Here is a 19,937-nt window from a genome sequence, read left to right on the forward strand (position 1 = left end):
GATCACCCGACCGGCTGTCGGGCAGGTGTTGTGCCGGCGCGTTGCTCGGGGTCGTCCGACATGGCCGAGCCGTCCGCCATCCGTTCGGCGAGCCGGGAGGCGAGCGCCATGATCGTCAGCGCTGGGTTGGCCGAGCCCTGGGTCGGGCAGACCGACCCGTCGGCGAGGAAGAGGTTGGGCACCTCCCACGACCGCTGGTTGGCGTCGACCACACTCGTCTCGGGTGAGCTGCCCATCCGCGCGCCACCGATGAGGTGGGCGTAACGGTGGATGGTCAGCACGTCCTGGGCACCGCCGGCCTTGAGGATGTCGGTGATCACCTTGGTCGAGTACGCCATGTTGGCCTTGTCGTTGTCGGTGAGCGAGTAGTCCATCCGCGCCACCCGCAGCCCGTAGGCGTCGGTCTCGTCGGCCAGGGTGATCCGGTTGTCCGGGTCGGCCAGCAGCTCGTTGAGCACGCCCACGGTCGCCCAATGGTTGTAGTCGCGCATGTATTCACGCATGGCGCGACCCCAGTGGCCGTCGGCCAGCACGTGCTCCGCCCAGCCGCACGGCAGCGGCGAGACGGTCTGGATCGAGAAGCCGCGCGCGAAACCGCGCGAGCTGTCCGTCTCGTAGAAGTCCTCGCTGGAGACCTCCGGCGGCGGCGCCTTATACATCCGCAGCTCTTCCGACCAACGGCCGGCCGTCTGGGTCGCACCCTGCACCATCACGTAACGTCCCACCAGGTCGTGGTCGTTGCCGATGCCGTGCGGGTGCCGCGCCGACGTCGACGCCAACAACAGCCGCGGCGTCTCGATCGAATAACCGGCCACGGCAACGAATTTGGCCCGCTGCAGGCGCTCGGCACCACCGGGCTCGGACAGGTAGACGACGCCCTTGGCGCGGCCGGTCTCGTCCAGCTCGATCCGGGACGCCATGCACTCCGAACGGATCTCGACGCTGTGCGCCAGCGCGTCCGGCAGGTGCGTCACCAGCGGACTGGCCTTGGCGTTGACCTTGCAACCCTGCAGGCAGTAGCCGCGATAGATGCAGTGCGGGCGGTTGCCGAAGGTGCCGTTGACGATGCCCACCGGCCCGACCCGCATCCGTATGCCGAGGGACTCGGCTCCGCGCCATACGACGTTGGCGGCCTCGGAGACCGGGTGCGGGCTGAACGGATAACTGTGCGGATGCCCCCACGGCCAGTCCTGCCCGGCCACCGGCAGCTCACGCTCGACGCGCTCGTAGTGCGGCAGCAGGTCCTCGTAACGGATCGGCCAGTCCGCGCCCACGCCGTCGCGGGTGAAGGTCTCCATGTCCGAGGGGTGGAAACGCGGGGTGTAACCGGCGTAGTGCACCATCGAGCCGCCGACGCCGCGACCGGAGTTGTTCTTGCCCAGCTCGATCGGGTCCTCGCCACCGATGATCCGCTTGCTGGTCCAGTAGAGGCCGTGCGAACCGACCTCGTCGGACACCCAGTCGCGGTCGGGATCCCAGAAGGGCCCGGCCTCGATGATCACGATCCGCCAGCCCTGGCGTGCCAGCCGCTGCGCGAGCACCGACCCGCCGGCCCCGGCACCGACGATGACCAGGTCGACCTCGTCCTCGTCGCGGTACTGCTGCATCGTCCTCCGGCCCGGCAGGGCGCGTGAATGCACGTCCAGCAGGTAGCGGGAATCGTTGTCCTCCGGGCCGATCGAGCCCTTGGCGATCGTGCGCAGTGTCTTCTTCACGCTCATGACGGAAACATCTCCGGGTCGTCCTGCACGGCTGCGACGGGGTCCTCGGCGTCCGCACCGGGACGCTCGAAGGGTTCGGTGCTGTTCAGCGCACCGGTGCGCATGTAACCGCGTGGGTAGGCGGGTCCGCCGAAACCGATCTCGTTCCACGCCCAGGGATGGGAGTAGAAGCCGGCGAGGATCGCGCGCATGCACACCTTCCACACCAGGTTGACGTCCAGTTCGTCCCACACCCCGCCGCTGAGGTCTCCGGTCGAGAGATCTCCGACGATCTGCTCCTGCTGGCGCATCTCCAGGTCGGCGAACGCCGTCCCGAACCGTTGCTGCGCGGTCTGCTCCAGGCCGACCAGCGCCTTGTGCCACGTCTCGCGATCGTCGGGCATGTCGGCGTACTGATAACCGTCCAGCCGGCCGTCGGCGAGCTTGGTGTCCACCGCCTCCGCAACGGGCACCCGCGGATCGGCGTCCTGGCCCGTCGCGACGTCACAGAACGCCCGCAGCGTCGGCTCCTCCGCCGGCGCGAAGAACCGCATCGGGCCGGGCGGATCCAACCGCGCCATGACCACGGCGCGGGTCACCTCGTCCCAGCTGTCGGCACTGTCCAGCACGTCGTAGTCGGGGTAGCGCCCGATCATCTGCGGTGTCGTCCCGCGCCGCTGCCGCGGCAACCAGGACGGGTGCGGCGGCTGGCCGTCCGATCGCAGGTGCGGCAGGTGCTCGCCCTTGTCCTTGTCTATCCGTTCGGTGTTCCCGCTCGTCATCGACCTCACTTCTCCCGGCGCAGGATCGCGGCGAGCAGCCCCATGCCGCCCACGACACACATCAGACCCGGCGCGGCGATCGGCGGCCCCATCGGCACGTTGTATGACGCCAGCTTCCAGCCGCCGGGTTTGCGAGAGACGCCGCGAGCGTGGAAGTACTCGCCGGCCAGGCCGTTGAGAGTGTAGACCGCGGCGGTCACCGGCAGCGCCGTCTTGGCCCAGCGCTTGCTGAACACGCCGGCCACGCCGGCCACCACGACCGGAGGGGTGACCAGCACCGGCGACCACATCCACTTGTTGCCGAAACCCGCCTTGTAGTGCTCGAGGTAGATCTCCGCCGTCGTCACCATCGCGGCGACCGCGGTGAGCCCGGACAGGGACCGCTCGAACCGGCCGTGCTCGACGTTCGACACCGCCCGATCGATGAAGTGGACCACCTCCTGCGATCCTCCGGGACTCATGCGCAACAAGGACATCTCAACCTCCATCGTCGAACGGGTCAGCCTGCGTCGCTCTCACCGGCAGCGCCTCGGTCGGCACGGGGTGGACGTCATGCGGACACACACCTTCGGCCACTACCCGAAGTTCGGCCCGGTGAACCGGCGGCCGTGGCGCCGGCCCGAAAGGGGCCGGCCACGAGGCCTATTGAGGGTCCGAGCAACGGTGATCGACCCGGTGCGCACCGGTCCGACGTCGTCGTTGTCCGGCGGAGGCTCCGTCTCCGAACATAGGGACCGACCCTTGGTGTTGTCCATGTGCCGGCTGTGCGCCGCCGGCCGTGCAGCCTGTCCGTGCGCGCGGTCAGTGCACGCGGTCAGTGCACGCCGGCGGGCTGCCGGACCAGTCGCCCGTCGACCAGCCCGACGACCGCGTCCCCGGGAGCCAGGGTGCCCAGATCGTGGGTGACGACCAGGGTGCCCAGCTGCCGCTGCTCGGTCAGCGTCCGCAACAGGTCGACGATGGCGACACCGCGTTCGTGGTCCAGTGCCGAGGTCGGCTCGTCGACCAGCAACAGCTTCGGGTCGCCCATCAGCGCACGGGCGATCCCGACGCGCTGCTGCTGGCCGCCGGACAATGCCGACGGCCGCTTGTGCATGACGGCACCGAGGCCGACCTGGTCGAGCAGGTCCTCGGCGTGCTGCCTGCTCACCCGGGAACGGTCACCGTCCAGCCGGGCCACCATCACCAGCTGCTCCAGCGCGGTCAGTGACCCGAGCAGGTGCGGACGCTGGAAGACGAAACCGATGTCGTCCCTGCGCAGGTCGGTGCGCACCTTCGCGCCGGCAGCGGTGACGTCGCGGCCGGCCAGCCGCACCGTCCCGCCGGTCGGTGTCAGCAGCAGGCCGGCGACCGCGAGCAGGGTCGACTTGCCGGACCCGGACGGTCCGGTCACCGCCAGCAGCTCGCCGGGCGCAACGCACAGCGACACCTCGCGCAGAGCGAAGGTCCAGCCGTCACCGTCCCGGAAACGGACGGTGACCTGGTCGAGTTCGCGTGCGGGCACGGTGTCCTCCTGCGTGCAGTTCGCGGCTTGCGTCTCGGGGTGGGTGCTCCGGTGCGTCATCGGGCACCGGCCAGTGCGGTCATCGGGTCGACAGTCACCACACGGCGCAGCGCGGCGGTCGCCCCGAACAGGCCGATGAGCACCATCAGGCCGAACGGCACGGCGATCGTGGCGACGTCGATGACCACCGGCACCTGGTTGCGGATCGCCAGGCCGACGCCGAGGGCTGCCACGGTGCCGACGCCGCCGCCGATGAGCAGCGTCAGCAACGCCTGACCGAGCGCGTCGCGCAGCAGGTAAAGCGTGCGCGCGCCGATCGCCTTGAGCACCGCCAGGTCTCCCTCACGCTGCACGGTCCACACGGTGAAGAACGCGCCGATCACCAGCGCCGAGATCGCGATCAGCAACAGCCGGATCATCGTCAGCGAGCCGTTCTCGGCCGAGTAGGACCCGATCGCGGACAACGAGTCGCTCTTGGACTCGGCCACCAGGCCGGTGGCGGCGTCGAACGCCTGGGCGTCATACGCCGGGGTCGTCCGCAGGGCGAGCACGCTGCCCTCGCCGCCGCCCGCACCCGCTGTATGGCGCCAGAGCGACCGCGGCACCCAGACGACCGGCACGTGACTGAAGGACGCGTCCGGCACGATCTGGCCGACCCGCAGCGAGGTGCCGTCGACCGTGATCGAGTCGCCGACCTGGACACCATGGCCCGACGCGATGTCGCTGCTGACCGCGGCGCTGTGGGCGCCGACCCCACGCGGCGCCACGGCGGCTCCCGGGTCGACACCGAAGAGGGTCGCCGGCGCGGGCGTCGAGCCGATGGTGATGCGGGTCGAACTGATGCCGATCGGGTCGGCGGCGCGCACACCCGGCTGGCGGCGCGCCGCCCCGAGCGCTGTGGTGGTGATCCGGCTGGTCGACATCGACAGCGTCTCGCCGGAGACCGGTCGTTCCATCGCGATCCGGTCGGCGCGCAGCGAGGTGATCGCCGACGTGCTCTGCCGCCCCAGGCCCTCGGTGAGCCCGGACAGCAGCACCACCAGCAGTGTGATCAATGCGATCGCGGCGGCCATCAGCGCGAATCTCCCCTTGGCCCACCACAGATCCCGGATCGCCAGGAACACTTCGGATTCTCCTTTGTATCAACGTTTTTCGGTATGTCCCCAGTCAACGACGGATCTGTGCAGCGCACATCGCACCAACGGTCGAATCGGTGATGTCCTTCGATGGAGGCGTGGGTCAACCGTTCGATGGATGACGGGAGGGCGCGCGACACGGCGGGGATCCATTAGCGTCAATCCGATGCTCCATCACCATGCGCAGGACCACGTCCCGACCTCCGGCACGTCGGTCATGCGCGCCCTGCAGCTGGCCATGCACGGGCTCTTCGTGCTGCTGCTCGTGATCGGCACCCTCCGCGGCGCCCAGGAGTCCGGCCGCCCGGGGCTGCTCGTCGCCGGTTGCGTGCTGCTCTTCGCCTGGTATGCCGCCGGATTGCTGCTCACGCAGGCTCGGTTCGGCGACCGGCGGGCGGTCGCCGGCCGGCTGTGGTTCCTGGTGCTCTTCGTCGGCTGGGCGGTGCTGGTCGCCGCGTCCGCGGAGCTGAGTTGGGTGGCGTTCGCGCTGTTCTTCCTCGCGTTGCACCTGCTGCCGCGGTGGATCGCGCTCGCCGCCGTCGTGGCGGGCGCGGTCGTGGTGATCGTGGCGCAGCTGCATCAGCCGGACACCGCCACGGTGCCCTCGATCCTGGGTCCGTCGCTGGGCGCGATCGTCGCGGTGGGCATCTCGTGGGTCTACGCGGCGTTGCGGGCGGAGAGCGAGCAACGCCGGCTGCTCAACGCCGAACTCGTGGCGGCGCAGGAGGATTTGGTGTCCACCCACGAGGCGCTGGCCGGCGCGCAGCGCGAGTCGGGTGTGCTGGCCGAGCGTGCTCGCCTCGCCCGCGACGTGCACGACACGGTCGCGCAGGGATTCTCCAGCATCCTGCTGCTGTCGCGCGCCGGCCTGACCGGTACGCACGACCGGCATCAACTGTTCCACTTGCTCCGGCAGATCGAGGCGTCCGCGGCCACCGGACTGGACGACGCGCGCACCGTCGTGCACGCCCTCACCCCCACGGATCTGGAGCGATCGCCGCTGTCGGCCGCCCTGCAGCGGCTGGTCGACCGCCAGGGCGGTGACCTCGACACGCGGCTGATCGTCGACGGCGCCGAACGCCCACTGCCCACGGCGGTCGAAGCCGCGTTGTTGCGGATCGCGCAGGGCGCCTTGTCCAATGTCCGCCAGCACGCGCGGGCCGGACACGCAGTGATCGCGCTCGGTTTCGGTGCCGGAGCGACCGACGCCCTGACCCTGGACATCACCGACGACGGTGTCGGATTCGACACCACCGTCGACATCGTGCCCAGCGCCGCCGGTGGTTTCGGCCTGCGCGCCATACAGGAGCGGGCCCGGGAGGCCGGCGGGCGGGCGACGATCGAGTCGGCGCCCGGCGAGGGCACGAGCGTGCACGTGGAGTTGCCGACCGGTGGTGCGCGGTGACCAGAGTGCTGCTCGTCGACGACCACCCGGTGGTGCGCACCGGGCTGCGGATGCTGCTGAGCGCCGCGGGGATCGAGGTCGTCGCGGAGGGCGCGAACGGCGAGGACGCCGTCCGGCTGGTGCGCGAGTATGCCGTCGATGTCGTGCTGATGGACCTGCAGATGGGCACCGGCATGGACGGCGTCGCGGCCACCGAGCAGATCCTCGCCCGCTCCGACGCGCCTCGGGTGCTGATCCTGACAACATACGACACGGACCAGGACATCCTGCGGGCCGTCGAGGCGGGGGCGTCCGGCTATCTGTTGAAGGACGCGCCGCCCGACGACCTGGTCGAGGCGGTGCACCGCGCCGCGCGTGGTGAGACGGTGCTCGCTCCGGTAGTTGCCGACCGGTTGCTGGCGCGGCTGCGAAATCCGTTGCGAAAGCTGAGCGCTCGTGAGTTGGAGGTGCTGCGCCAGGTGTCGCACGGCCGGTCCAACCGCGAGGTCGCCAAGGCGCTCTTCCTCAGCGAGGCGACCGTGAAGACCCATCTGGTGCATGTCTTCGAGAAACTCGGTGTGGACTCACGCACCGGGGCCGTGGCTCGCGCCCGCGAGCTCGGGCTGCTGCGGGACTGAGCACGATCACATCGCGTGGTGTCCCGGTGGCGTGGCGTCGACGTGCAGATCAACGATCCGACGGGCCCGCGGTCCCAGTTCGTCGTCGTCCAGGAGGCCGCGGACCAGGGGTGCGGACCCACCGACGCAGGTCCAGTCGTCATCCCAGAGCGTCGACACCAGCCAGGACCGGTCGGCGGGAAACATCAGATTCGGAAGGACACTGCCCCAGAACGAGCTCTTGTCCTCTCGCCGCCAGGACGCGGCCTCCGCAGGGCCCGCCTCGACGAGCACGTATCGCCAGTCGGCATACAGCGTCACCGTCGGCGCATCGGGGAAGACGATGTCGTCGGCGCCGGTGTCGAGATACCCGAGCCACCACGGCTGGTCGTCCGTGCGTGCTCGCAGTAGAGCGAGCAGAGCTCGGTCGTGACGTGCGCGCGCCTCGCCACGCGCTCCGTCGTCATCCCATTCATGGTCGTCCTGGGCGCCACTGCCCGGAAGTTCTACGGTGGCGTAATCGCTGAACACCGGCGGGATCGCGGCCGTGATCGTGGTGGAGGGTGGCGTGCCGCCGCGAATCCATTCGACATCGGCGGCGATGCCGATCCGCGCTCGGCGGCCACTCTTCATGCGGATGACCCGGGTCTCGTGGGCACCCACGGTCAGGGTTCCGTTCGCACGTGGGCAGGGCCGGGTTCGCTGCCTTCTTGCTGGGCTCGTTCGTAACTCAGTCCGTCCGGCGTCCGGCGAAGGAGTCCTGCGTCGACCAGGGCACGCCGCAGAGTGGCCACGTCGTCATACATCGCCCGGAGCTCGTTGTTGACCTCCGTCTCGGACATCACTGTGCCAGCAGGGAATTGGTCCGCCACCGCGGCATACAGCAGTCGGGCCACGGACGGCTTGCGCGGGATCCTGCTCAGTCGTCCGCCCCGGACGAAGTTCGCCAATCTCGGCTCGCGTGCCACGATCCGTTCGGTCGATGTCGTCATGTGCCGAGTACAGCACGATCCGTCGCGCGCGTGGCACCACATGATCCAGCAAAGCTGCATTCGCTCCTCTGGCACCGCTGGTTGCGCTCGGTCTCGATACACCTCCTCCGCTGCGCTCCCCCGGCACTCGACCAGCGCTGGTGAGCACTCCGCGGGGCCTCGAGACGCTCGTGCCTCGCTCCTCGGCCACCGATGGTTGTGCGACCCGTCGCTAGTCGCTGAGTCGGCGCCGCAGACCGGTGGCGCGGCGGATCTGTGCACCGACCGCCGCCCGGATCGTCTGCTCGCTGCCGACGATGGTGACGTGGTGCTGAGCACGGGTGACCGCCGTGTAGAGCAGTTCCCTTGTCAGCAAAGCGGATTCGTCATCCGGCAGGAGCACGGTGACGCTGCCGGCCTCGCTGCCCTGGCTCTTGTGGATCGTCATCGCATGCATGGTCTCGACGTCGGACAGGCGGCTCGCTGCGATCGGTATCGGCCCCGCCGCGGTGCCGATCCAGGCCGTGGACGGGCCGTCACCGGTCATCACCACTCCGCTGTCGCCGTTGTGGACCCCGAGCGCATAGTCGTTGCGGGTGATCAGGATCGGACGCCCGGCATACATCGGCTCCCACATCGGGTCACCGGTCGACTCCGAAAGCCATTTATCGACAAGGTGATTCCACCACCGGATGCCGCGCGGTCCACTGCGCTGCGCGCACAACAGCCGGTGCTCACCCAGCACGGACAACGCGCCTACACTGTCGCCCGCAACGGCACACTCGCGCAGCCGCAGCGCGTGCTGCAGCAGGCGGCCGCGCAGCACCGGCACCGGGTCGTCGTCCTCGATCCACTCCACCGCCTCCCCGCCAAGACGAAGCACGGTCAGCACCGCGTCGGCGTCACCGGCGCGCACCGCCGCGGCGAGCGAGCCGATCTCGGCGTCGAACCGGTGCGACGTGCTCAGCCGGCACACGGTGCCCGGCGCGAGTTGCTGATAGCCGTCGACGAGATCCGCCATCACGGCGCCGGCGTCGACCGACGCCAGCTGATCGGCGTCGCCGACCAGCACCAGTCGACTGGTCGATCGCGTCGCACGAAGCAGTCTCGACATCATCGTCAGCGCCACCATCGAGGTCTCGTCGACGACGATCAGATCATGAGGCAGCCGGTTGGTCTCGTGGAAGCGGATCTTGCTGCTACTGCGCGAATTCCAACCCAGCAATCGGTGCAACGTCAGCGCGTCGAGGTCACGGATCCGTGCCGCGTCGGCCGGTGCCAGCTGCGCCGCCGCCTGTGCGACCGACTCCTTCAGCCGAGCCGCAGCCTTGCCGGTCGGCGCGGCCAGCGCGATGCGCATCGGCCGGGACCGGCCGCTCGCCTCCCACTGCTCGGCGAGAAGCACCAGGAGACGGGCGACGGTCGAGGTCTTGCCGGTGCCCGGGCCGCCGGTCAGCACCGTGGTCCATGGCCGCACCGCGCGGTCGGCAGCGGCACGCTGTTCGGCATACGGCGGCCCGTCGAACAGCCGGTCCAGGCCGGTCGCCAGCCGCTCGGTGTCGACCACCGGCGGTTGCTGCACGGCCCGCTCGCGCAGGATCTCGGCGACACGGACCTCCTCCCGGTGGTAGCGATCCAGGTAGACCAGGCCGAACTCGACACGCAACACCCCGGATCGCAGCAGCGCGCTGTGTTGCACCGCGGCCAGCCAGCTGTCCGCATCGGTCGGCCAGAGGTCCGTCAGCTCACCCGCTGGGGTCGCACTTGGTCTCGATACACCTCCTCCGCTTCGCTCCCCCGGCACTCGACCAGCGTGCGTCGGCTCGGCCGCGCCCGGCACTCGACCAGCGTGCGTCGGCTCGACCGCGTCCGGCCCATCCGTCACGGGATCGGCGAGAGCGGCCGGATCCATGGCATCACGCAGATCGAGACAGATCGACCCGCGGCGCACCGCCCGCACGGTCAGCGCGAGCGCCAGCAACACCGAGGAATCGGTCTCCCCCGCAACGTCTCCCAACTGTTGCGCCACATGCACGTCGGCCGGCGTGAGGACACCGGCACGATTGGCCGCACCCAGGACACCGCCACTGCGCCGCGCGATGCGGACGTCGTCGTCCACCGTCATCGGCCACCACCTTCGCCGTCGAGCAGATCGGACAGCTCCAGAACGAGTGCGGTCGGCGGCCGCCACGAGAACACACCCGTGGGATTGCCTTCCACCACAGGGCTGTCGGAGCCGGCCATGCCGCGCAGATAGAGGTAGAGCACACCGCCGAGGTGGCGTTCGGGGTCATAATCCGGCAGCCGCCACCGCAGATAGCGGTGCAGCGTCGCGGCATACAACAGCGCCTGCAGCGGGTAGTCCGAATGCCCCATCGCGGCGGCGAGCGGCTCGGGTCCGTAGGCGCCCAGCAGCAGCGGCTCGTCGGCCGGACCGAGCCAGTTGGTCTTGTAGTCGGCGACCAGGTAGCGCTCACCCACACGCAGCACCACGTCGATCGACCCGGTGAGGTAGCCGCGCAGCACCTGCCCACCCAGCAGCTCGGTGTCCAGCAGGTCGGCGTAGGGCAGCAACGGGTCCCCGGCCGGCAGATGCCGACGGAGTATGGCGCCCAGCTGGCCCAGCCGCACACGCTCGGGCCCCTCCGACGCGCCCAGTGGCACCTCGAAATCGAGCTCGGCCAGCTTGTTACGGCCGACCGAACGCAACGTGACACCGTCGGCGAGCGGCCCCAGCGGTGTGTCGTAGACCGCCACGAGCGCGTCGACCAGCTGCCGGACATCCACGTCGACCGGCCAGCGGACGAGTTGCTCGTGCACCCGCTCGGTGAGCTCCACGGCGAGGTCGGCAACCGTCGGATCGGCGGTCTCCAGGACGGCGTGGACCAACGACCCGAAGGTGGCTCCGACCGGGAGGGACGCCATCAGTGACCGGCGATGGAGGGGGTCGTCGAGAGCATGCTGGCCCCGATCGATCTCCTCCGCGGCGCTCCCCCGGCACTCGACCGGCCGCTCCGTCACCCGGACAGCGTGCTGCGCGTCCGGCAGGCGCTCGTCGTCCTTGACGTCGACGTCGACCTCGGTGGTCACGCCTTCCACGGCCGAGACCTGCTCCAGGACACGACTCAACGCCGAGTAGGAGGTGCGCCGCCAGTCCTCGTCGATGACGCGGGTGAACTTGCGGATCGCGAGATCCGTTGCCACGGCGTCGGATCGGACCCGGTCGGCTCCGGCGCGCGTCACCTGCTCCCAGTGCGGACCACCGGCGTCGGCCCAGCGTTCCAGCAGCGCACGGGCCTGCGAGTCGCTGCGCTGCCCGCGGGAGTCCGCGATCGCACCGTCCGGGCCGGCCGCGGCCGGGTCGCGGTCGATCAGCATCCGATGGATCGCCGAGTCCGGAGCGTTGTTGGACGGCCCCCCCCCGGCGCCGACCTGCGACTTGGCACGCGTGCGGGCGACATCCACCAGCCGCAGCGACTCGCCGGCGTCCTCCTGACGGGCCAGGGCCGCCGTCTGCTTGTCCGGGGTGCCCACGTGGAGGGAGCGCCGGGGCGGTTGGCCCGGCGCGTGGAACAGTGGATTGTCCTCGTCGTTGACCCACCGGTCGGCGACGAACGGCAGGTAGACAATGGGGAATTCGAGTCCCTTGCTGCCGTGGACGGTGAGCAGCTGCACTGCTTGTGCGTCACTGTCCAGTCGTCGCGCGCGGGCATCGCCGGAGGCGGGCCGGTCCTGCTCGGCCTGCTCCTGCAGCCACGCCAGGAGCGCGGGCAGGCCGCTGGCTCGCTCCATCGAGACCGCGTGCAGTGCCTCGGCGATGTGTCGCAGATCGGTCAGCTGCCGCTCGCCACCGATCTCGGCCAGCACCCGAGCCGGCAGTCCGTCGATGTTGCATGTCTCGAAAACCGCTGCGATGCCTCGGTGTTGGTAGACGGACGCCAGCCAACGCAGCCGGTCGGTGACCTGCTCGGTGATCGTCTCACCACCGGCGTCGAGCTCGACCGCCGTCGTGCCGATGAACGGCGTCAGCGCGGCTGCCCGGACCCGGGCCGACCGGTGCGGCTGGTCCATCGCCTCCAGCAGGATCCGCCACGCGTCAGCGGCCGGCGTGCGGAAGACGCTGCCGGCGCCACTCAGCACGGCCGGGACACCGACGTCGCGCAGCAGCTGCTGCATCAGCGCCAGGTGGTCGTTGCGGCTGGCCAGCACCGCGATGTCGCTGGGCCGGACCGGCCGGGCGTGACCGCCATCCGTATAGGTCGCACCGGAATTGAGCAGCCGGGCGATGTCGTGGGCGGCGTCCTGCGCTGCCCGGTCGCGGTATGCCGCGGCGCGGATCGCGCCGTCCTTGAGCACCTGCGAGCTGTGGACCTGGTCGGCGCCGAGCAGTCGCAGACGGAACGGCGCAGGCTCGGGGGCGCCGGCGAGCCGGCTGTCCGGGTGGCTGGCGACCACGGGGTGTACCAGGATGTCGGGGTCACCGAGCGCGGCGCCGCCCAGGAAGCGCCCCAGCGCGGAGACCAGCGGTGCGTCCGAGCGCCAGTTGGTGCCGAGGGTGCGGCGCACACCCGCGGTGCGCGCCGCCTGCAGGTAGGTGGTGACGTCGCCACCCCGGAAGGCGTAGATCGCCTGTTTGGGGTCACCGATCAGGACCATCGTGGCGTGACCGCGGAACGCCCGGTCGAACACCTCCCACTGCACCGGGTCGGTGTCCTGGAATTCGTCGATCAGCACGACCTTCCATTGCCGGCGCAGTCGTTCGCGGGCGGGGCCCTGCGGATCACGCAGCGCGTCGGCCCCCTGGGAGAGCAGATCGTCGTAGGTGAGCAGTCCGAGGCGGCGCTTGCGTCGTGCCAGCTCGGCCCGCACCGCCTGCGCGAAGCCGACCTTGCGAGCCTGCGCGGACTGCGGCGGCGGGTCGGTCGGCACCAGCTGTGCGCTGGGGTCGCCGGCGACGCGCCGGGCGATGCGCCGTGCCTCGGCCAGGTCGAACTCCGGCGCCGTCTTTTGCCCGGCGAAGCCGCGCAGGTAGAGGTCGTCGACGACCTCCATCAGCAGGTCGTCGACATCCTCGACGAGCGTCGCACCCGCGTCGGTGTCGCCGGCGATGCCGAGCCCGCGCAGCACCTGGTGACAGAACTGGTGGATGGTCGCGATGGTGGCTTCGTCGAACCCCGCCAGCGCGTCGCGCACCCGGCGCGCGCGGGCCACCCGCTCGGCCGGCGCCACCTCGATGAGGGCACGGAGCAGCGGGTCCGGCGGAGCGGCGTGCGGGTCGTCGAGCGCCTCGGCCGCGGCGACCAGTTGCTCGCGGACGCGCTCCCGCAGCTCCCGCGAGGCGGCGCGTCCGAAGGTCACCACCAACAGTTCGTCGAGGGTGTGTGCGCCCTCCGCGACGTAGCGGGTGACCAGGGCCGCGATGGTCCACGTCTTGCCGGTGCCGGCACTCGCCTCGAGCACGGTCGTCCCCGTCGGCAGCGGGCCGTGTATGTCGAAGGGCTCGTCGGCCCTTGAGGGATTCATCCGTGAGCCGCCTGGTGTTGCAGCATCGGGGCCCAGACGCGCAGCGCGTATTGACCGAGCCGGCTGGTCGCGGCGTTCCAGGACTCGTCGTCGACCGGGCGTTCGGCGAGCAGTTCGTCGAAGGTGCGGATGCCGCCGTACAGCAGTCGCTGGGCCGGCTTCTCCGCGTCACCGGGGATGCGCGAGTCGCGGAAACCGCTGCTGTCCCACTTCCGGCGGGCGGCTTCGGCGGCGTAACGGTCGTTGCCGGGGCGTTGCAGCAGCTTCTCGGCATACGCGAACGACGTGTCGAGCGGCAGCGGGATCGCATCGCACCTGCCGCGGTCGTAGACGTCGATCAGTTCGGCGAGGAGACCGGTGGCAGTGTCCCGGTCGAGCCCGCCGGCCAGGTAGTAGCCGGCCCGGCGGTTGCGGCCACCGCGCAGCCAGCCGGCGGCTGCGGCCTGCCAGGGACGCTCGGGTGCCCCGGCGGCGAGCGCGAGCAATGTCAACCACGACTGGAGGCGTTGTTTGGCCCGCAGGGTGGAGAACGTCAGCGCCAGGTGCACGTCACCGCGCAGGTCGCCGACGGTGCCGGTCAGCCGCCGACCGTCGGGCAGGCGCACGTCCAGGTCGATGCTGGTGACCTCGCGTGAGAGCAGCGGCACCACCGGGCCACGCAGTGCCTTGACCCCGTCGATGGCCTTGTCGAGCACGCCGGCCCCCAGCGCTCCCGGCGGTATGGCGCCCCGCAGCCGCTCCCTCCGGGCGATGTCCTGCGGGGCGGTGCCGACCAGCGACTCCTGCAGCGCACGATCACCGATCTGCCAGGACTGCAGGCCGTCCAGGGTGATCGGCATGGCGTCGCCGGCACTCTGCTGCTCGTAGGGCAGTGCGATGTCCAGCCGCCGACGGACGAAGTGCGCGGCCGGGTCGGCGAAGAAGTGGATCAGATCGGCGAGCGTGACGTCGTCGGGGGGCGGTGCGGGCAGCGGTGCCGCCACCAGGCGCGGCTCGCTCGGTCGCTGGTGCTGCGCCGCGCGGGCGCCGACGAGCGCGGTGCGGTCGAAACTGAACGGGCCGCTGGTGTCCAGCGCGCCGGGGACCAGGTTGCGGGCGTCGAAGGGCTGCAAGGGATGCCGCACGATGACGTCGCGCCCGGCCGGCCAGGCGGCGCAGCGGCGCGCGGCATCGATGAGCTCACCGAGGGGTGCGGCCGGCGGACGCTCGGCGCCGGTGTGCTCCCCGGCGCCGGTGTAGGTGACGACCAGATGGTCGGTGGCCGCCAGCACGGCGTCCAGCAGCAGCTGGCGGTCCTCGCTGCGAAGGTCCCGCTCGCCGGTGAGCGGCGACCTGGCCAGCACGTCGTCGCCGTCGATGCCGCCCGTGCGCGGGAAGACCCCGTCGTCCAGACCGAGCAGGCAGATCACCCGGTGCGGGACCGACCGCATCGGCAGCATGGTGCAGACCGTGATGGTGCCGGTCCGGAAGTTGGCGTGGGTGGCGCGGCCCTCCAGCCGCGCACGCAGCAGCTCGCGCACGTCACTCACCCGCAGGTCGGTGCCCCCACGGGCCATGCTGCGCACGACCTCCAGCTCCCGATCGAATTGAGCCTGCTGCCAGACGGTTTCGCGTGAAACCGCGCCCAGACCGGACACGCCGTCGGCGAGCGCGCGCATCCAGTCGTCGGCACTGCGCGCGTCCTGGAGCGCCTCGATCGCGGCGTCGATGCGGTCGATCAGCTCGGCGAACCGGCCGATCAGGTCGATGTCACCGCTCTCGACGTCGTCGATCGGCAGCACCTCACCGAGGGCGGCACCGGCCGTCGCACTCATCGTGACGCCGAGCAGCAGCCGCCGCAGACCGAACCGCCAGGTGTTCTGCGGGATGTCCTGCAGCGCGAACCGGCGCCGGTGGTCTCCGTCCATCCCCCACCGGATCTCCGCCTCGGCGATCCATTCGGCGATGCGCTCGAGGTCCTCCTCGTCCAGGTCGAAGCGGCGGCGCACCGGCTCACGGGCGATGAGCGCGCGGAGGTCGCTCACGCGCAGTCTGCCGACCGCGAAATCGACCAGATCAGAGGCGATCTCGAACAACGGGTTGACCCGCGCCAGCGACCGGTCGGCCAGTTTGACCCGCAGCGTGTGTGCAGGATGCCCGGCGGTGGCGGCACCACCGGGCTGGTCGCCGAGCCCGAACGCCGCCTGCACCAGCGGTGCATAGCTCTCGATGTCGGGGCACATCACCAGGATGTCGCGCGGCTCGAGCGTCGGGTCGTCCTGCAGCAGCCCGGTGAGCACTTCACGGAGCACCTCGACCTGCCGGGCCGCGCCGTGGCAGGCGTGCACCTGGGTCGACCGGTCGTCGGCGGACACCGGTCTGGCGGCGCGAATCTGCGGTGTCACCGACGCATTGCGATGGATGTCGTGCTGCAACCAGCCCAGCACCGTCGAGGGCTCGGCCGGCGGTGCACCCGGTCGGCTGTCGTCGCGTGCCGGCGGCAGTCCGCGCTGCAGCTCGCGGGCGTCGCGGCCGAGCGATGCCAGCAGCGGGTGATGCACCAGATCGGCACTGTCGTCGCCGGCGCGCGGCACCGCCCCGGACGGCAGGGCGCGGGCCGCCTCCCACAGTGCATCGGACGGCTGCGGCAGCCACAGGTGCACGTCACGGTGTATGGCGAGGGCCTCCAGCAGCTCCAGCTCGGTGACGGGCATCCGCGTGTGCCCGAAGAGCGAGATGCGTGGCGGCAGCGCGGCGTTCGGCGCCGGGTCGACGCCGTCGCGCAACTGCTGGACGGTGCGCGCGTGACGGGCCGCGGGTGCCGGCTCGGGCACCGCATCGACCAGCAGTCGCCACAGCTGCGCCTGCCAGAGCAGGTCGTCGTCAAGTGCCGCGCCCGTGCCGTCGGTGCACCGGCCCGCACCCCAGTCGGTCAGCAGGCCCGGTCGTTGGGCGGCATACGAGGTGAAGAGGCCGGCGAGGCGTCGAGCGACGGCGTATCGCCGGCCGGCCTTGTGCCCGTCGGGGTCGTCCGACCCGTGGCCGAGGTGCTCGGCGAGGGTGCGGCACCAGGGCTCGTCGAGGTGGGCGTCGATCTGCTCCAGCAGCGGCCAGACCAACCGGTCGGGGTGCCATGGGTCGTCCCGCTCGCGCCCGGTCAGCAGCGCGACCAGCGAGTGCGGCGCGACGAACCGCACCCCGGCGCAGATCCCGTCGCCGCCCCGCGGCCCCGCTCCGAGCCGGTGGGACAGCGACTGCGCCAGCCAGCGCTCCACACCGCGGGTCGGCACGATGACCAGCTCCTGCACGAACGGATCGTCGAGCGGGTCGGCCAACAGCTGCGCCAGCCCCTCGGCGAGCACATCGGTGCGCTCGGCGCGGTGCAGGATCAACGTCACGGGCCCGACCCTATGACGCGGCACCGACGCGCCGCGGGAAGGAACCGACCTTGCGGCGACGTCGTTGGGGATCAATAGTTGAAGGAGTCGACGATCCGTCCAGCAGAGGGAGATCACCATGGCAAACAGCGATCAGTTCAAGAAGGCCGGTGACGCCGCCCAGCAGGCCAAGGAGCGCGCCGGGCAACTGGCGCACGACAACCGGGACAAGTTCGCCGGTGTCCTGGGCAAGCTGGCGTCCAAGATCGACGAGCGGACCCAGGGCAAATACCACGACAAGATCGAGAAGGCGCAGGACGCGGCGCTCAGGAGCGCCGACAAGCTGGCCGAGCAGCGCCCGGACGGCGACACATCCGGCCAGGCCGGTCCGACGGCCGGCGACGGCCAGGTGCCGCCGCCCACCGATCCCGGGCAGCACCCGCAGTCCGGCGTCTGAGCCACGGCATCAGGAGGAGAGCGGTCCGTCGTGCGGCGGGCCGCTCTCGTCATACGCACGAGGGCGTGGCGCCACCACCCGATCGGATCGCGGCGCTGTCGGTATGACGGCCTAGAGTTGTGAGGTTCCCCGGACATCCGCCCGGCCGATCTCTCCCACCCTCCGAAGGACCCTCCCGTGGAGCTCCAGCAGGTCAATCCGTGGCGCGCGCTGATCGCGCTGTGCGTCGGATTTTTCATGATCCTGGTCGACTCGACCATCGTGTCGGTCGCCACGCCGGCCATCCAGGAGGGCCTGCACACCGACATCAACAGCGTCGTCTGGGTGACCAGCGCCTACCTGCTGGCGTATGCCGTGCCGCTGCTGGTCACCGGCCGGCTGGGCGACCGGTTCGGTCCGCGGCGGCTCTACCTGATCGGCCTGGCGGTCTTCACCCTGTCGTCGCTGTGGTGCGGCCTGACCGGCACCATCGGGATGCTCATCGCGGCGCGCGTCGTGCAGGGCCTGGGTGCGGCGATGATGACACCCCAGACGATGTCGGTGATCACCCGCACGTTCCCGGGTGAGCGGCGCGGCCAGGCGATGAGCCTGTGGGGCGCCGTCGCCGGTGTCGCGACCCTGGTCGGCCCGGTGGTCGGTGGCGTCATCACCGAGAACTGGGGCTGGGAGTGGATCTTCTACGTCAACGTCCCGGTCGGCGTGATCGGCTTCGTGCTGGCGTGGTGGCTGGTGCCGGCGCTGCCGGTGCACTCGCACACCTTCGACTGGGTGGGTGTCGCACTCAGCGGCGCCGGCCTCTTCTGCCTGGTCTTCGGCATCCAGGAGGGCGAGTCCTATGACTGGGGCACCATGTGGTCGTTCGTCTCGGTGCCGGCGCTGATCGTGGTCGGCCTGCTGCTGATGGCGGTGTTCGTGTGGTGGCAGGCGCGCACCCGGGTCGACCCCTTGGTGCCGCTGGTGCTCTTCAAGGACCGCAACTTCAGCCTGGCCAACGTGGCGATCTGCGTGGTGGGTTTCGTGATCACGTCCTTCGCGCTGCCGATGATGATCTACGCGCAAGTGGTGCGCGGGCTCTCGCCGATCGAATCCGGCCTGTTGTTCGTGCCGATGGCGGTCCTGTCCGCGATCCTCTCGCCGGTGGTGGGACACCTGGTCGACCGCTACCACCCACGGCTCATCGCCGGCTTCGGACTGACCTGCCTCGCGGTCGGGCTCTTCTGGCTGGGCGCGGCGATCGGCCCGGACACCCCCACCTGGCAGCTCGTGCTGCCGCTGATCGTGCTCGGCCTGGCCAATGGCTTCATGTGGTCGCCGATCTCGGTGACGGCGACGCGCACCCTACCGCCGCAGCGCGCCGGTGCCGGGTCGGGCGTCTACAACATGACCCGGCAGATGGGCGCCGTCATCGGCAGCGCCGCCATCGCCGCCGTCATGCAGGCCCGGCTCGCGCATCACCTCGGCAGCTCGGCGGGTGATCTGGCGGCAACCGGCGGCAGCACCACCACGGTGCACTTGCCGCCGGCCGTCGCGGCGGGCTTCGCCCGGTCGATGGGCGAGTCGATCTACCTGCCGGCCGCTGTCGCCGTCCTCGCGATCGCCGCGGCGTTGTTCTTCCGCAACCCGCACGGTGAGCGCCGCATGGCGGCCCAGCTGGGGAAGGATCAGGTCCCGGCCGGCAGCGTCGACGGGCTCTGAGGGCACGCCGTCGACCAGCTCTGAGGGCACGCCGTCGACGAGCTCTGACGGTTCATCGACGATCCTTTGCTGTTTCAGCAAAGCCGTTTGCCATCTGATGAGTTGGCTTGCGATGCTGGACACATGCAGACGAACCAGCCCGCCGACGCGGCGGCACACGCACATCAGCACGGCACCGACGGCACTGACCCGGACTACTTCGAGGCGTCCTCGTGGGACGAGCGGTATGCCGGCGCGGATGCCGTCTGGAGCGGCAACCCCAATCCGCAACTGGTGACCGAGGCGGGGCGGCTCTCCCCCGGCACCGCACTGGACGTCGGCTGCGGCGAGGGCGGCGACGTCATCTGGCTCGCCCAGCAGGGCTGGCAGGTCACCGGCGCCGACTTCTCCGCCACCGGCCTGGCCCGCGCGGCACAGCATGCCGAGCAGGCCGGGGTCGGCGATCGCACCGACTGGTGGCAGGTTGACGCGCGGGAGTTCGCTGCGGGCGGCCGGTCCTACGACCTGGTGGCCTCTCACTTCCTGCACCTGCCGGATGGCGGGATGGTCGAGGCGGTCGGCCGGCTGGCGGACGCTGTTGCGCCCGGCGGGCACCTGCTGGTCGTCGGACACTCTCCGGCGGCGCACTTCACCGAGCTGACCCAGAGCAAGCGCGCGGCGATGTTCATGGCGACCGACCTGGTGCCGGGACTGCCGGAGGGCTTCGAGGTGCTGGTCGCGGAGCAACGGCCGCGGGTCGTCACGCGGGACGGTGTGACCGTGGAGATCGACGACTCGACGCTGCTGGCCCGGCGCACCGCCTGACCGGGGCC

At 70.7% G+C, this 19,937-nt stretch carries 15 protein-coding genes; 5 read left to right on the forward strand and 10 right to left on the reverse strand.

The genetic code is table 11. The features are described 5' to 3' along the window. Nucleotides 1-2: 2 nt before the first annotated feature. The 5 genes from ACTHL4_RS01970 to ACTHL4_RS01990 all read right to left on the reverse strand — a co-directional run bounded on the left by ACTHL4_RS01970 (nucleotide 3) and on the right by ACTHL4_RS01990 (nucleotide 5,110). Nucleotides 3-1,721, reverse strand: coding sequence for a GMC family oxidoreductase (locus ACTHL4_RS01970; RefSeq protein ID WP_440281049.1), 1,719 nt, complete (start codon nucleotides 1,719-1,721; stop codon nucleotides 3-5). Next, the gene (locus ACTHL4_RS01975; protein WP_440281050.1) at nucleotides 1,718-2,482 is read right to left on the reverse strand and encodes a gluconate 2-dehydrogenase subunit 3 family protein; all 765 of its coding nucleotides are present in this window, start codon (nucleotides 2,480-2,482) and stop codon (nucleotides 1,718-1,720) included. The genes ACTHL4_RS01970 and ACTHL4_RS01975 overlap by 4 nt, the downstream gene beginning before the upstream one ends. A 5-nt stretch (nucleotides 2,483-2,487) precedes the next feature. Further along, complete coding sequence (locus tag ACTHL4_RS01980; RefSeq protein WP_440281051.1) at nucleotides 2,488-2,958, reverse strand: hypothetical protein; 471 nt, start codon at nucleotides 2,956-2,958, stop codon at nucleotides 2,488-2,490. Nucleotides 2,959-3,296: 338 nt separating this feature from the next. After that, entirely contained in the window at nucleotides 3,297-3,986 is a 690-nt protein-coding gene (locus tag ACTHL4_RS01985) for an ABC transporter ATP-binding protein (RefSeq protein ID WP_440281052.1), read from the reverse strand. Nucleotides 3,987-4,042: 56 nt separating this feature from the next. Further along, nucleotides 4,043-5,110 (reverse strand): ABC transporter permease, encoded by a 1,068-nt coding sequence (locus tag ACTHL4_RS01990; RefSeq protein ID WP_440281053.1) that lies wholly within the window; start codon nucleotides 5,108-5,110, stop codon nucleotides 4,043-4,045. A 178-nt stretch (nucleotides 5,111-5,288) separates the two neighbouring features. Here ACTHL4_RS01990 and ACTHL4_RS01995 point away from each other — a divergent pair, with 178 nt between their 5' ends. Together ACTHL4_RS01995 and ACTHL4_RS02000 are read left to right on the forward strand one after the other, a co-directional pair. Beyond that, the gene (locus ACTHL4_RS01995; protein WP_440281054.1) at nucleotides 5,289-6,527 is read left to right on the forward strand and encodes a sensor histidine kinase; all 1,239 of its coding nucleotides are present in this window, start codon (nucleotides 5,289-5,291) and stop codon (nucleotides 6,525-6,527) included. Next, nucleotides 6,524-7,144 carry a response regulator gene (locus ACTHL4_RS02000; protein WP_440281055.1) on the forward strand — a complete coding sequence of 207 codons (621 nt, stop codon included), beginning with the start codon at nucleotides 6,524-6,526 and terminating at the stop codon, nucleotides 7,142-7,144. The genes ACTHL4_RS01995 and ACTHL4_RS02000 overlap by 4 nt, the downstream gene beginning before the upstream one ends. Before the next feature lie 6 nt (nucleotides 7,145-7,150). Here ACTHL4_RS02000 and ACTHL4_RS02005 read toward each other — a convergent pair whose 3' ends face one another. The 5 genes from ACTHL4_RS02005 to recC form a co-directional block, all read right to left on the reverse strand. After that, nucleotides 7,151-7,786 carry a hypothetical protein gene (locus ACTHL4_RS02005; RefSeq protein ID WP_440281056.1) on the reverse strand — a complete coding sequence of 212 codons (636 nt, stop codon included), beginning with the start codon at nucleotides 7,784-7,786 and terminating at the stop codon, nucleotides 7,151-7,153. 2 nt (nucleotides 7,787-7,788) lie between these two features. After that, entirely contained in the window at nucleotides 7,789-8,115 is a 327-nt protein-coding gene (locus ACTHL4_RS02010) for a DUF2087 domain-containing protein (protein WP_440281057.1), read from the reverse strand. A 211-nt stretch (nucleotides 8,116-8,326) separates the two neighbouring features. After that, complete coding sequence (recD, locus tag ACTHL4_RS02015) at nucleotides 8,327-10,219, reverse strand: exodeoxyribonuclease V subunit alpha (RefSeq protein ID WP_440281058.1); 1,893 nt, start codon at nucleotides 10,217-10,219, stop codon at nucleotides 8,327-8,329. Further along, nucleotides 10,216-13,617, reverse strand: a complete 3,402-nt coding sequence (locus ACTHL4_RS02020) for a UvrD-helicase domain-containing protein (RefSeq protein ID WP_440281059.1) — start codon at nucleotides 13,615-13,617, stop codon at nucleotides 10,216-10,218. The genes recD and ACTHL4_RS02020 overlap by 4 nt, the downstream gene beginning before the upstream one ends. Beyond that, on the reverse strand, nucleotides 13,614-16,994 hold the full coding sequence (gene recC, locus ACTHL4_RS02025; protein WP_440281060.1) for an exodeoxyribonuclease V subunit gamma: 3,381 nt from the start codon (nucleotides 16,992-16,994) through the stop codon (nucleotides 13,614-13,616). Before recC ends, ACTHL4_RS02020 begins: the two co-directional genes overlap by 4 nt. A 118-nt stretch (nucleotides 16,995-17,112) precedes the next feature. On the opposite strand from recC, the gene ACTHL4_RS02030 reads away from it, so the two are divergent. From ACTHL4_RS02030 to ACTHL4_RS02040, 3 genes are all read left to right on the forward strand, one after another. Beyond that, entirely contained in the window at nucleotides 17,113-17,430 is a 318-nt protein-coding gene (locus ACTHL4_RS02030; protein ID WP_440281061.1) for an antitoxin, read from the forward strand. Between the two features lie 177 nt (nucleotides 17,431-17,607). Beyond that, the gene (locus tag ACTHL4_RS02035; RefSeq protein ID WP_440281062.1) at nucleotides 17,608-19,125 is read left to right on the forward strand and encodes a DHA2 family efflux MFS transporter permease subunit; all 1,518 of its coding nucleotides are present in this window, start codon (nucleotides 17,608-17,610) and stop codon (nucleotides 19,123-19,125) included. A gap of 123 nt (nucleotides 19,126-19,248) precedes the next feature. Beyond that, nucleotides 19,249-19,929 (forward strand): class I SAM-dependent methyltransferase, encoded by a 681-nt coding sequence (locus ACTHL4_RS02040; RefSeq protein ID WP_440281063.1) that lies wholly within the window; start codon nucleotides 19,249-19,251, stop codon nucleotides 19,927-19,929. Nucleotides 19,930-19,937 lie beyond the last annotated feature (8 nt).

The organism is Flexivirga sp. (assembly GCF_051955415.1).
GTDB lineage: Bacteria > Actinomycetota > Actinomycetes > Actinomycetales > Dermatophilaceae > Flexivirga.